We start from the raw sequence: 12,926 nt of genomic DNA on the forward strand, positions 1-12,926 counted from the left end.
GCGGGCGAATGCATGCGAGCGGCCGTCGTCGTCTTCGCACGGATGGATTCGCGCCGGTTACCGGCAAAGACGTTGTGCCCCATAGCGGGACGCCCGCTGCTTGGTCGGGTTCTCGACCGGGTTCGGCGGCTGCCGGGCGGGCATCCCGTGGTGGTCGCCACCTCTAGTCGCGCCGTCGACCATCCCATCGTCGCCTTTGCCGAGGACGAGGGGGTGTCGGTTTTCCGCGGTGATGCCGACGATGTGGCGGGGCGCGCGCTCGCGTGCGCCACGGCCCTCGGAATCGGTCGGCTTGTGCGTGTAAGCGCAGACAGCCCCTTCATCGACCCCGGCCTGATCGAACGGGTGCTCCAAGCCGCGACGGACTCCTCCGCGGACATCGCGACCAACGTCTTTCCACGCACCTATCCCCCAGGACTGAGCGTGGAGGCGGTTGACGCTGCCGCACTCCGGCGCATGGCGGAGGAAGCCGCCGATCCCGAGGACCGGGAGCACGTGACTCGTTTCATGTACCGCCACCCGGAGCGATACTCGATCGTCAATGTGGCTGCCCCGGACTGGCGCTACGACGGCGTCTCGTTGACGGTCGACACCTCCGACGACCTTGCCAAAGCCGATTGGATTGCCGCGAACCTCGGCGAGCGGGCTGCAACGGCAAGCATTGGCGAGGTCGTCCACGTTGCGCGAAAATGGCCGGCACACGTTGTTATGATACCGATGGACCGAGGATAAGTGACCCATGCAGTTCGATTTGCGCACGCCGCCACGTCGATTCACCGTCGGTCACGCCGATCGGCCGATCAACATTAGCCATGTTGCCGATATCGGTCTCGCTCCAGATGAGCAGATCACTCTGGTGTCGGAGAACGGCCGGGAGTACGACATCGTCCGCAAAACCTGGGGGTACTACGCGACGCCGTCCTTGAACGGGCGTCTCGCCCAGTTCGGCTACCGATCGGCGCTGGTGGAAAGTGGCGACCGCCGGTACGTCCTGCTGGTCGATCGGGACCGCGAGGGCGAGTTCAGGGCCTACCTCGACGAGCAGGGCATGCGCGTGCTGGCTTGGCTCGATGGGGCCGCTGTCGAATGGCCGTCGGCCGAGCGCCAGCCGGAAAGCCCGGCGGCTGCCAAGCCGATGCCGATGACGGGCCGGGACGCCGCCATGCAAAGCTTGTGGGAGGAATCCTTCCGGGACCAAATCCGCCAGGCCGCATACAACACCGCGCCGGTGGAGGCGCTGGTGCGTTCGGTGTCGCACTATCTGCGCGCGCGTATGAGCCCGGCGGACTACGCCAACCTGCATTTCCTGGAAGTCGGCTGTGGTGCCGGGCCCAATCTCGTCTGGCTTGCGGAGCGCGGCATCAAGGCATCGGGCATCGACATTTCCCCGGCCGCCCTGGAACTCGCACGCCGCAACTTCCAAGCGCGCGGCCTGACCGAACGGCTCGCTAGCCTGGAGCACGGCTCGGCGACGGCCCTGCCGTTCCCCGCCGGGCAGTTCGACGGCGTTCTCGAAAGCTGTGTGTTCCAACATCTGACACGGGAGGACCGGAAAGCGGCGTTCGCCGAAGTCGCGCGGGTACTCAAGCCCGGCGGTCTCTTTGTCGGCTATATGCTGAGCGACCGCCACACCACCTATCTGGACCACCGCGGGGATCAGAACCCCACCGATCCCGGCACAGTCCGGCTGGAGTCGCAGGCCGGAGGAGGGCGCATCGGACTGGAGACGATCGGACTTGCTCATTTCTTTTCCAAGGAGGAATTCGCCGAACTGCTCCCCGGTTTTCGGACGGTCGACGCGTGTCACAGCTCCTATGAGCTGCCGCGGGAGGAAGCTGACCGTCGCGGTGTTTCCAGCTACGTCCAAGGCATGTGGATCGTCTATGCCACGAAATAAAGCCTGGAAGGCGCAAGCGCTCCGACAATTCATGTCGGGTGTCCGAAAAATTTTTCCGAGTTGTTTGCGCCGTGTTTGGCGTGCATCATATAGGAATATATTCCATTAGGGAGACAAGCTCCCAGACGGTAGCGGCGCAGACGATGTGGAGCATGACCTTGTAGATGAGGGCGAGCTTTTCCCAGCGGACCAGGATGCGGCGGTAGCGGTTCAGCCAGGAGTGCGCCCGTCCCACCACCCACCTTCGTGGTTTTCCGGGCTGGGCGGGGGTGGCGGATCGATCCTTGCCCCGGCGCCGGATATGGGCGGTGAGACCGTAGTCGTAGGCGATCTGGCGCGGGCCATCGTAATCGTTGCCCTTGTCCAGGCAAAGATGTTGCGGCTGCGCTATCGTCGGTGAGGGGCCCGGCACGGCGATGGTCTCACCGTCTTCCGCTTACCGTCGCTTCCGCGAGTGGATCGATGCTGGGGTGTTCGATGAGTTCTGGCGCCAGGGGCTGCTGGCCTACGATGCACTGCTCGGCATCGACTGGAGTTGGATGGCCGTGAAGGGGGCGATGACCAAGGCCCCCCTGGGTGGGGGAAAAAAGTCGGTCCCAACCCGACCGACCGCGGAAAACTGGGAACCAAGCGTTCACTGCTGACCGATGGCCGCGGCCTTCCCCTCGGCCTCGCGGTCGCTGGCGCCAACGTGATCGACTTCAAGCTGTCGGCACACGCTTGAACAGACCCCGTTCGCCCGCAGGGCCTGCCACTGGCTGCCGGTCCGTAGCACAAAGAAGATGGCATTCATGGCCGCGCGATCCGGGACCCGCGGATTATGACAACCCAGCGGGTGCGGCGGACGCTCCGGGAGCAGCGGCTCCATGCGTTCCCCTAACTCATCCGGCAACCGCCAGCCGTCATCTTGAACCAAATTTGCCCATGGGGGCTTCCGCGCCGAAAGGCTGAAAGTCCAACAGATCAGGCGAAGACCGCCCCCTACCGGAATAGGTTCTAAGCTGCACACGGCCAGTCTTCCAAACCGCAATACCATTCGCCTATACTCGGATGACAGGACCTGCAAAACAGCGAAGTTGACAGCCAATGAGTGTCTTGGACAATGCTCCCGCCATGGGGGCAGATATCGACTTCGAGGCTTGGCGCCACAACATCCGGGCCAGCACCTTCGGATTGTATCATTACAATATGGGGGTCGCCCTTCGGAAAGCCGGCAGCGCGGACACCGCCATGGCGGCTCTCCAGCGTGCGATCGAGGTGATGCCCGATCTGGTTCAGGCCTATAGGCAGCTGGAAACCTTGCTGGACGAGTGCGGTCGGCCGGTGGAGGCGGCGGAAACTCGCCACAGGGCGATGGCGGTCGATCCAGCCTATCAAGCAAAGGCCCTGTACCACGAAGGATGCGAGCTTTACGACACTGGATCGCTGGAACAGGCTGCCGCATCCTTCGAAGAGGCGCTACGACACGCTCCCGACCTCTTGGAGGCTCGTTGTTATCTGGCGCTCGTCCATCATACGCTGGGCCATTCCGACGTCCCGGTTCCGGACGTGCCATCCGGCTTCGATCCGGTGTCCGCCTTCGATCTGGGACGGAATTACTGGCTGCTCACCAGTCTTTCGTACAATCGGGGCTTCCGAGAACCGTCCTGGTTCGCCATTTCGTCCCGAACTGCGGAGGCCTTCATCCGGTATCGGCCGGATCAGCTCTTCGGCTATCATCACCTGGGGTGCATTCAGCGAGAGGCGGGGCAGCTGGATGCAGCACTCGGAATGTTTGAGGAAAGCGCCCGCCGCTTCGAGGTCGACTTCTCGTTCTGGGCGGACTTTGGTCTTGTCCTTCTGGCGGCCGGCGACTTGGGGCGGGCAGAGGAAACGCTGCGCCGAGCGATCGCATTGAACGACAAGGAGCCCATGCCGCTCAACCGCCTTGGTTTCGTTTTGCAGGCGCAAGGCCGTGCCGACGCTGCGGTCGAAGCGCATGAACGGGCGTCAGCGCTCAACCGAATTGGCCCTCTCCAGCTCTCCGGTCTGGCTATGGCCCGTGAACTGCAAGGCAACTGGGAGAGCGCGCTGGAACTTAGCCGCGCCGCGGTGGAGGCCGGAAAAGCCGACCCCCACATGAAGACCGATCCATGGATGCTCACCGGCTTCGCTCTTGCGCTTGAGGCTGTTGGCCAGACCGAAGAAGCCTTGGAGGCGCATCGCGGCGCCATCGCGTTGGCCCCCGGTCTGCTCCCGATTCAAGCCCGGTACCGCCCGTGGGCGCACGATCGGCTGTGGAAGCGCTACGACGAACTCGGCTTCTCTTCTTCCTGGCGCTGAAAAGTGGACGACGCGCCGTCTTGCAGGCTTGTCGGGTTTCGCGCGCCAGGGATTTCGTTCAATTCGCCAGTGGAAAGCCATGAGCGCCTTCATCCTCCCGGCGCTCGCTTGGTGGGGACAGTCATGGAAGCAATATGGTCGGATACCATTGAAGACGATGCCGCGAACGCGCCGACACCACGGCCGGCAACGCTGTTCTTCGCTCCGACCGCCAACCTCGTACAGTCCTTCGTCGCACAGGCATTGCTCGCACGCACTCTCCAGGAGCGCGGACATCGCGTTCTGCTGCCACGATGCTCAGGCCTGTTTCCTCGCTGTACGGTGTTCGACTCCTACCGCGTCGAAATTCCTGAACCCGAGGAGCGGCGCGCGCGAATCTGTCGGCGTTGTGTGGAACGGTTCGACGAAATGACGGCCACGTACGGGCTCGAAACGGTGGATCTCGATACGTTGCTGACCGAGGCGATGCGCGAGATGGCCAGGAAGGCCGTGGATGAGGCTCCCGAAGATTTGTCCCGCTTCTCCTTCCAGGGGCTTCGCTTTGGCTTGACCTCCGCGCAGATGGTCAGCTTGGTCCTGAAGCCGCTCGATCCTTTCCGGATGGACGAGGCCGGACGTTCCTATTTGCTGAGGCTTATCGAGACAAGCATCCTCACGCACTTGCTGGTGAGCAAGCTGATCGAGCAGGAAAACGTTCGGCAGCTCGTCTTCTACTCCGAGTATCCGATGAATGTAGCGGCTGCTCTGGCGGCGCGGCGGCATGCCGTGCCGATCATTAACATGACGCACTGCTCGCTGCTGGGGGTTGACGCGCGCTTCATCATGGTTGGCCGGCAGATTCAGGTTACGCGAGGGTATCTCGACACGCTGGACCAGTGGGAGCAATGGAAGCACCGTCCGCTCAGTCCGGAGATCATCCGAGGCCTGATGAGTGATTCACTGTTCCGGATGACGGCCAGCAGCGGCATGGTTTATTCTGCGGCACGCACCTCCAACACAGATGCCGTCTGGGAGCAACTCCGTCTGGAGGATGGCCGCCGAACCATCGTCGCCTACACGTCGAGTGTCGACGAGATCAGTGCGGACAGGCATCTGGCCGATGGGCTAGGCACCTCGATCTTCGACGACCCGCAGCCGTTCGAGGACCAGATCGACTGGCTGTCGACGATGATCGACCATGTCGAAGCCAGCAGCGACCTGCAGCTGGTCGTGCGCGTCCACCCGCGCGAAGGGGCAAACCTGCGCGAGCAGGTGGAGGCGGAGCATCTATCCCGCATGCGCCGGCGTTTCGCATGCGCCTATCGGCATGTGCGCTTCGTCTGGCCGGCGGACACAGTTTCAAGCTACGATCTCATGGAGTTGGCCGACGCGGGCGTCACGAGTTGGAGCACGCTTGCCGTTGATTTGGCACGCATGGGTGTTCCGTCCCTGGCCGCGTGGTATCGCGTGACCGCGTTCCCGGTCGGCGGGGCCATTCGCTGGAGGGGCAGCCGGGACGGCTTCGTGCAGGAACTGGTGGAGATCGCCGAGCGTACGCCGGGCATTGAGGACATACTGGAGGCGTTTCGCTGGCGGTATGCCGTGCAAAGGAGCAGCTCCATCGACATGAGCGATGTCGTCACGGGGCCCGAATGCAACGCGCTTCCGGAATACCGCACGCCGGCCGCCGCCACCCTCATTGAACAGGTGTTCATGGAGGGCGGCGATGCCCGTGCCGCCAACTATGACGCCATGCAGGAGAGGCAGGGCGCTGCTGCCTATGAGCGGGAGCGCGAAGCCCTGCTGGAAGAGATGCGGCGGGCCGTGTTCGTGCTCGGCACGGGAAAGGAACCTTCCGACGGGTTGCGGCTGTTTCACACCGAGGCCGAGACGTTCGAGGGGCGTCGTATCATCGCCGACCTGCGGCCACCAAGCGGTTTTACAGTCGCGGTGGTGAAGGATGGGCGGCACGCGCTGTTCGTTTCTGCCGACCATGTCCGCCGCTGGCGGTCACCTCTTGTGCTGCGGCTTGCCCAGCTGAGCTGGAATTGCTGTCCGGGATGAGACGCGCCCTTTGTGGCGTACGCCGTGAGCCGGGCGGCAAGGCAATCCTGGCGAGTTTGCGTGGAAAGGCTGACGACGCTGGAGCCGGCGCCGTCGGCAGATCCTATGTAATGGAGTATGAAAGAGTTTTTTGTGATCCTGGACTGCCGTGTCGTGAAGGTTGAACCTGTTGATGCGATTGTTCTTCATGTGGCTGCCCAGATCAAGCCACTCTGTTCATAGCTGGTACCACCGGCATCCAGTTGACCTTCCGAGCCTGGGAAACGCTGCCCACATCAACCTTCTCGTTCGTCGTTTTTATTGCCGCAACCGGGTCTGTCTCGTCCTCAGAACGGTCCGCAGAACGAACTCTGGTACGACAGTCTGGTGCGCTCCGGATCTGGCCCCCATGCTGGTGCGGCAGGCCGCACCATTGCGTGGATGGCTGAGGCGACCGTACCGGGATTGGGGTAGAAGGCCGCCTCCAGTGGCGGAGACGGCGGGCATGTGACCGAGGCGAACCCAATCCGCCTCACCGTGATGCCTGCGTCCGGACCCGCGCGCTCCAGCACTGCGGCAATGATTTCCGCGCTAGCGCCGCAGGGAAGCCAGGCATTGTCGGCGACCAGGAGCCGGCGGGTGCGCCGGGCTGAGGCGACAAGGCTGTCGATGTCCAGCGGCTGCAGCCAGACCGGGTCGATCACTTCCGCGGAAATGCCAACCTCGGCTACCAAGTCGCGGGCGCGCAGGCATTCCGGCACCATGTTGGAGATCGCCACGATGGTGATGTCGTCGCCCTGAGCGACGACGCGCGCCCGTCCAGGACGCACCTCGAAAGGTGCTTCGGGGACATAGGCTTCCGTGCCATAGAGCAGCCGGTGCTCCATCACCAGGACCGGGTTATCGTCACGGATTGCTGCGATCATGCATCCCTTGGCGTCGTGCGCGTTGGACGGTGCGACGATTTTCAGGCCAGGAATATGCATGAAGAGAGAGTGCAGCGCTTGGCTGTGCTGGGCGCCTTGGCCCCAGGACTTCCCAACCATGCTGCGCACAACCAGCGGCACCTTGACCGCTCCGCCATACATCGAATGGGCCTTAGCCGCGATGTTCACAAGCTGATTCATGCACAGCAGCAGGAAATCCATACGAATGTGTACGTGTATGGGGCGCATACCGGCCATCGCGGCTCCGATTGCCACGCCGGTCATGGCGTCTTCCGACAGCGGCGTGGTAAATACGCGCTCGGGACCGAACTTCTGGAGCAGCCCCCGCGTCGACCCTTGGATTGATTTGTGGTCGTCCACATCGAGCCCGAAGAGAAACACGCTTTCGTCGCGCGCCATTTCCTGCGCGAACGCTTCCTGCAAAGCGTCGACATAGCGGAGCAGGCGTCCTTCAGCCATAGACGTGCTCATAAAGCTCCTCGGGTTCTGGAAAGGGACTGGCTTCGGCAAAGGCGAAGGCTTCGGCAATCTGCACTTGGACTTCCGCGTCGATCCGCTCGCGCAGGGCAGGTTCGATCCGGTCGGCAAGGCGCGCAACCTGATCGTTCGCCTTCCAAGGCGCGAGTTCGTCCGCCGAACGGTACCCCTGGTCATAGTCGCGGCTGGGACCGACATGCTCCTGCCAGCGGTAGCACAGCACCTCCAGGAAGGCCGGACCCGCACCGGCCCGCATCGCTGCGATCGCTTCGGCGGCGCGCGCCCGCACGGTCGCAAGACTGCCGTCGCAGATGCGCTCAGCCGGGATGCCATAGGTGGCAACACGCTCGACTAAGCGATCGGTCGCCCAGCGCTTGGAAAGCGGTTCGTGAATGGCGTACCCATTGTTCTCGCAGACGAACAGGATGGGCAGCTTGTGCAGGGCCGCAAAGTTCAGGCTCTCGGCAAAGCAACCCTCCTCGGTGGCGCCGTCCCCGAGGAAGCAGACAATCACCTGTCCGGACAACTGGCGCTTGGCGGCGAGCGCGAATCCGACCGCGACCGGGATGTTGGTGCCCACGACGGCCGAGGCGCCGAGCAGGCCGGCTTCCATATCGATCAGATGCATGGAGCCGCCACGCCCCTTGGCGCAGCCCGTGCGTTTGCCGTACATCTCCGCGACCATGGCGCGGAGGTCGCCGCCCTTGGCGACATAGGCTGCATGACCGCGATAGGTGATGGAAACACGGTCCTTTGCCGTCAGGACGTCGCACACGCCGACGGCGATGAACTCCTGCCCGATGGACAGGTGGATGGGGCTCTTGATCTTGTCTGTCGGATAGACGCGTGCGATTTCCTCCTCCAGGTGGCGGATCAGGCGCATCCTGCGGTACAGGCGGATGATCGTCTGCGGGTCCAAATCCCCTTGATTTTCCGGGTCCACAAAAGCCTCACTGCAAGATGCCAAAACAAGCCGCTTCAGCCGAAGATAGCGGCCCCTTCCGTTACTCTCTTGCCTGTTTCTCGAAATCGTTGGGCTCGTAGACTACGATTTTGCTACCGGCATTGTCGAAACGGAATTTCACCGCGGTGAACTCCTTCAAGCGTTTGCGCAGGCTGTCCTGGCGATCCGGTGGAACGAACAGGAGGAGAAAGCCGCCGCCGCCGGCCCCCAGAAGCTTGCCCCCCAGGGCGCCGGCGCCGAGGGCGGTCTTGTAAAGCTCATCGATGGCGGCATTGGAGACGTTGGGTGACAGCGTGCGCTTCAGCATCCAGCTTTCGTGAAGCAGCCGGCCGAGATCATTCAGATCCCGCTGCGGGCTGCCAAGGATCGACAAGGCCTCCTCGACCATGATGCGCATGCCGTGAAGCTGTGCCTCGCACTTGTCGAGGTTTGCGATCTTGTCCTTTTCGATGTCCGGGGCGTAGCGCGACAGGCCGGTGAAATAGAGAACGAGGTGGTTCTGCAGGCTCTCCCGACGCTCGCGGTCCATGATGAGTGGGGTGACGGCGATGGAACCATCCATGCTGAAGTCGATCCGGTTCAATCCCCCGTAAGCCGCCCACACCTGATCCTGTGAACCGACCGTCTCGCCGATCACCTCCTGCTCGATGCGGATGGCCTCGTCGGCCAGTTGCTCCTTGCTCACCATCCGGCCACGGAAAGCGTAAAGAGCGTTCAGAAGCCCAACCGTGAAGGAGGAACTGGACCCCAGCCCCGACCGTGCCGGCAAGTCGCCGTCGTGGTGGATCTCCAGCCCATCGGTCACTTCCATCTCGCCCAGCACCGCGCGGACAGCGGGGTGCCTGATATCGGCAACGTCCCCGACCTGCTCGATGTTCGAGTAGACGATGCGGTGCCGGTACTCGAAGAAGGGCGGCAGCGTGCGCAGACTGATGTAGCAGTATTTGTCGATGGCGCCGCCGATCACGGCCCCGCCATGGGCGCGGTACCAGCTCGGGAAGTCGGTTCCGCCGCCAAAAAGGGAGACGCGGAAGGGCGTGCGGCTGATGATCATGCGTCCGACCGAGCCAGCATGTCGTCCGCCGCTGCGAGGCTTTCGGGAGTGCCAATGTCGATGAAACGCGCCTGGACGACATGGGCGTGCAGCATTCCCGCTGGCACTCTTTCCAGGACGTCGCGCTCCAGCGACGTTGCCTCCGTCGCGACCAGGCGGTCCAGGAACGTGGCGGAGAAGAGATACACGCCGGCGTTCACCGTTCCGCGGCCGGGCGCCTTTTCGGCGAAGCGGCAGATCCGGCCGTCGGAATCCACGTCCACCCGGCCATAGCGCGCGGTGTCCCCCACCTCCACGCACAGCACCGATGCCTCGGCCTTCGAAGCCCGATGCGCGGCAACGAAGGCGCCGAGATCGGCATCCACAAAGGTGTCGCCGTTCAACACCAGCACCAAGTTGGAGCGCAACGCGTCGCGCGCATGGACCAGGGCGCCGGCGGTGCCGAGCGGCCGCGGTTCGATTCGGCACATGATGTCGAGGGCGCCGTCGAAACCCCCGTGCGCCAGCCACGCCGTCACCCGATCGGACAGGTGGCCGAGGCACAGCACCACGCGCTGCGCGCCGAAGCCCTCCAGACGATTCAGAAGATGGTCGAGAAAGGCGCGGCCCGCCACCGGGGCCAGTACCTTGGGCGTGTCGCCCAGGGCATCGCGGATGCGGGTGCCGAGGCCGCCGGCCAGGACGGCGACGTCGAGGTCCGCCAGGGCGCCCTCAGGTTTCATCGTTGCTCCCTTCCCGTGCGTCCGCACCCGCCGCCTCTAGGAGATTCCGGTGCAGCGTGTGCCGGGTCATCCGACGGATGTGGCGGCTGGTGTCGGCGCCGAAGCGCTGATCGACCATCTTCAAATAGCGCGGGTTGGTGAAGTATTCGGTAAAGGCCTTGTCTCGGAACGCCAGGACCTCGGCGGCCGTCAGCGTTTCCGTCGCCAGCGGCTTGCAATCGGCGCTGTGCTGGGAAAAGCCGCTCCAACTCTCCGGCAGGTCCCACCCCTGGCGCACCGCCTCGTCGTACAGAGGCGATCCCGGGTAGGCCATGGCCGAGTAGAAGTTGGCGAACTCGCAGTTCAGTTCCTTGGCGAGATCGAGCGTGTCGCGTATTGAGTCCGCGTCGTCGTCCGGCAGGCCGAAGATGTAGTTGCCGATGACGTTGATCCCCGCTTCCTGGATGGCGCGGACGATGCCAACGATGTCCTCGCTGCGCAGCGCCTTCCGGGCGCCGTCGCGCACATGCTTGCTGCCCGACTCGATGCCCAGCGCCAGCCAGCTGAAGCCGGCCCGGCGCAGCATATCGAGCATGCGTGGCTTCACCGTGTCGACCCGGGCGTAGGCCCAGAAATTCAGCGCACCGCCAAGCCGTTCGTTGCGCGGGATCAGCCCCTCGCAGATCGCGGTGACGTGCCGTTCGTTCAGCACGAACATCTCATCCACGATCTTGAAGGTGCGCACTCCGTACCGCTCGATCAGAAGATCGATCTCGCGAAGCACCGTCTCGGGTGAGCGGAACCGGTAGCCATTCTTGCCGAAGGGTGCGTTGATGCAGCAGAAGCTGCATTTGTAAGGGCAGCCGAGCGTCGTATAGATCGACGCGTAGGGCCTGCGCGCGTCCATGTTGCCGAAGCACTGCCAGTTGTGCGCCCGATATTTCTCCATCGGCAAGAGATCCCAGGAGGAGGCCGGCAGGTCGCGGTCCAGGTTCTCGACCAGGGGGGCGGGTGCCGTCCGCCGCACCTCGCCGTCCCGCCAGTGCACGATGCCCGGCACCTCCGACAAGTCGTCGGGCGTGTCGGACTTCAGCGCGCGCAGCAGCGCGTCGACGGTGACCGGCCCCTCGCCGGTGGCGACGAAATCCACGGCCTCCTCGCGCAGGGTGCGTTCCGGCAGGGCGGCGGCATGGCCGCCGATGATGATGACCGTCTGCTCCGGCGCCGCGTCCTTCACCGCGTCGGCGAGCGCGCCCGCAGCCGGCATGGATTGAGTGGAGGCCGAGGGTTGGTGGCCGTAGACGACGATCGCGACCAGCCGCGGCGCCATCGCCGCCACCCGGGCGGCGACGGTGGCAGGGTCCCACCCCTCCGCCTCGCTGTCGATGATGGCGGCGCTGTGCCCCCGCTGCCGGCAGTAGGTGGCGATTAGGCCGCACCACAAGGGAGGCTCGATCGCTGTCAGCTCGTCGCCGAGGCTCTGGTAGATCCGGCCGCGGCCGCCCGGATGGATCAGCACGAGATCAAGGCGATCATCGCTCATGGCGACGGTCCTTCCCGGTCAGATGTTGCCGTGAACGCCGTTGCGCAGCATGCGGTAGCCCTTGACCAGCTCCCGGATGCCGTCGTCCAGCCCGTGGGCCGGCTTGTAGCCGGTGGCCTCGATCCGCTCGTTGGAGACGATATAGTCGCGCTTGTCCGGATCCTCGCCAATCGGCGCCTCCAGGAACACGAACGTCGGCAGCTGGGCACGGATGCGCTCGCACAGCTCCCATTTCGACAGGTTGGCGTCCGACAGGCCAACGTTGTAGGGCCGGTCCCTCATGGTCTCGAAATTCGCCAGCCCGTGCAGGAAGGCCCGCGCCACGTCGCGGATGTGGATGTAGTTGCGCTTGAAGTGCGGCTCGAACAGCACGAGTGCGCGGTCGTTGACGGCGCGGTGCACGAAGTCGTTGACCAGCAGGTCCACCCGCATGCGCGGGGCCATACCGAACACCGTGGCCAGCCGGAAGGAGATGGCGTTGCCGCGCTCCAGTACCGCTTGCTCGGCCTCCACCTTGGTGCGGCCATAGAGCGAGATCGGGCGCAGCGGCGTGTTTTCGGTGCAGAACTTGCCCTGCTCCCCGATGCCGTAGCCGGAGTTGGTGACCGGCATCATGATGCGCTGCTCCCGAGACAGCTGGCGGATCAACGTCAACACCGAGTCGCGGTTGGTCGAGGTTGCGGCCAGCGTGTCGGCGTCGCACAGGGGCGCCCCGACCAGGGCGGCCAGCGGAATCACCACGTCGGCATCCTTGACCAGCGGCTTCAGAACCTCTTCGCTACGGGCGTCGCCGCGGACGATATCGAAGCCCGGGTGTGCGCAGACATGCGCCAGAGACACCTGCCGGAACAAGAAGTTGTCCAGGACGGTGACCCGGTGGCCCGCCTCCAGCAGCGCCGGAACCATGATGGAGCCGAGATAGCCGGCGCCGCCTGTGATGAGGATGTTCATGCTGTCGGCCATCGCGGTTTCCGGGGAGGGGGACGGTTTGTGGGGGCA

11 protein-coding genes and 2 pseudogenes are annotated in these 12,926 nt (G+C 64.1%); 5 read left to right on the top strand and 8 right to left on the bottom strand.

The genetic code is table 11. From position 1 onward, the window contains the following. Window positions 1–12 precede the first annotated feature (12 nt). Both ACWPXE_RS31935 and ACWPXE_RS31940 read left to right on the top strand, forming a co-directional pair. Window positions 13–732 carry a cytidylyltransferase domain-containing protein gene (locus ACWPXE_RS31935; RefSeq protein WP_454021058.1) on the top strand — a complete coding sequence of 240 codons (720 nt, stop codon included), beginning with the start codon at window positions 13–15 and terminating at the stop codon, window positions 730–732. A gap of 7 nt (window positions 733–739) precedes the next feature. Then, window positions 740–1,897 (top strand): class I SAM-dependent methyltransferase, encoded by a 1,158-nt coding sequence (locus ACWPXE_RS31940; protein WP_454021059.1) that lies wholly within the window; start codon window positions 740–742, stop codon window positions 1,895–1,897. Window positions 1,898–1,982: 85 nt separating this feature from the next. Here the strand turns inward: ACWPXE_RS31940 and ACWPXE_RS31945 are convergent, their stop codons facing one another. Continuing rightward, entirely contained in the window at window positions 1,983–2,309 is a 327-nt protein-coding gene (locus ACWPXE_RS31945; RefSeq protein ID WP_454021060.1) for a transposase, read from the bottom strand. Between ACWPXE_RS31945 and ACWPXE_RS31950 the strand changes: the two are divergent. Next, window positions 2,308–2,606, top strand: a pseudogene (locus tag ACWPXE_RS31950) (IS5/IS1182 family transposase); the annotation flags it as partial. The gene ACWPXE_RS31945 and the pseudogene ACWPXE_RS31950 overlap by 2 nt on opposite strands. 5 nt (window positions 2,607–2,611) lie before the next feature. Here the strand turns inward: ACWPXE_RS31950 and ACWPXE_RS31955 are convergent. Beyond that, window positions 2,612–2,765 (bottom strand): annotated as a pseudogene (locus tag ACWPXE_RS31955) (transposase); the annotation flags it as partial. A gap of 218 nt (window positions 2,766–2,983) precedes the next feature. Between ACWPXE_RS31955 and ACWPXE_RS31960 the strand changes: the two are divergent. Together ACWPXE_RS31960 and ACWPXE_RS31965 are read left to right on the top strand one after the other, a co-directional pair. Beyond that, window positions 2,984–4,219: a tetratricopeptide repeat protein gene (locus ACWPXE_RS31960; protein ID WP_454021061.1), complete on the top strand. Its 1,236-nt coding sequence runs from the start codon at window positions 2,984–2,986 to the stop codon at window positions 4,217–4,219. Between the two features lie 123 nt (window positions 4,220–4,342). Then, window positions 4,343–6,262 carry a hypothetical protein gene (locus ACWPXE_RS31965; RefSeq protein ID WP_454021062.1) on the top strand — a complete coding sequence of 640 codons (1,920 nt, stop codon included), beginning with the start codon at window positions 4,343–4,345 and terminating at the stop codon, window positions 6,260–6,262. A 326-nt stretch (window positions 6,263–6,588) separates the two neighbouring features. Here the strand turns inward: ACWPXE_RS31965 and ACWPXE_RS31970 are convergent, their stop codons facing one another. The 6 genes from ACWPXE_RS31970 to ACWPXE_RS31995 form a co-directional block, all read right to left on the bottom strand. After that, complete coding sequence (locus tag ACWPXE_RS31970; protein WP_454021063.1) at window positions 6,589–7,647, bottom strand: alpha-ketoacid dehydrogenase subunit beta; 1,059 nt, start codon at window positions 7,645–7,647, stop codon at window positions 6,589–6,591. Beyond that, window positions 7,640–8,584, bottom strand: a complete 945-nt coding sequence (locus tag ACWPXE_RS31975) for a thiamine pyrophosphate-dependent dehydrogenase E1 component subunit alpha (RefSeq protein ID WP_454021064.1) — start codon at window positions 8,582–8,584, stop codon at window positions 7,640–7,642. Before ACWPXE_RS31975 ends, ACWPXE_RS31970 begins: the two co-directional genes overlap by 8 nt. A gap of 85 nt (window positions 8,585–8,669) precedes the next feature. Beyond that, complete coding sequence (locus ACWPXE_RS31980) at window positions 8,670–9,683, bottom strand: GHMP family kinase ATP-binding protein (protein WP_454021065.1); 1,014 nt, start codon at window positions 9,681–9,683, stop codon at window positions 8,670–8,672. Then, on the bottom strand, window positions 9,680–10,405 hold the full coding sequence (locus ACWPXE_RS31985) for a nucleotidyltransferase family protein (protein WP_454021066.1): 726 nt from the start codon (window positions 10,403–10,405) through the stop codon (window positions 9,680–9,682). The genes ACWPXE_RS31980 and ACWPXE_RS31985 overlap by 4 nt, the downstream gene beginning before the upstream one ends. After that, window positions 10,395–11,927 (bottom strand): B12-binding domain-containing radical SAM protein, encoded by a 1,533-nt coding sequence (locus tag ACWPXE_RS31990; RefSeq protein WP_454021067.1) that lies wholly within the window; start codon window positions 11,925–11,927, stop codon window positions 10,395–10,397. Before ACWPXE_RS31990 ends, ACWPXE_RS31985 begins: the two co-directional genes overlap by 11 nt. Window positions 11,928–11,945: 18 nt before the next feature. Continuing rightward, on the bottom strand, window positions 11,946–12,890 hold the full coding sequence (locus ACWPXE_RS31995) for an NAD-dependent epimerase/dehydratase family protein (RefSeq protein WP_454021068.1): 945 nt from the start codon (window positions 12,888–12,890) through the stop codon (window positions 11,946–11,948). Between the last annotated feature and the right edge of the window lie 36 nt (window positions 12,891–12,926).

The organism is Azospirillum sp. Marseille-Q6669, assembly GCF_965111635.1.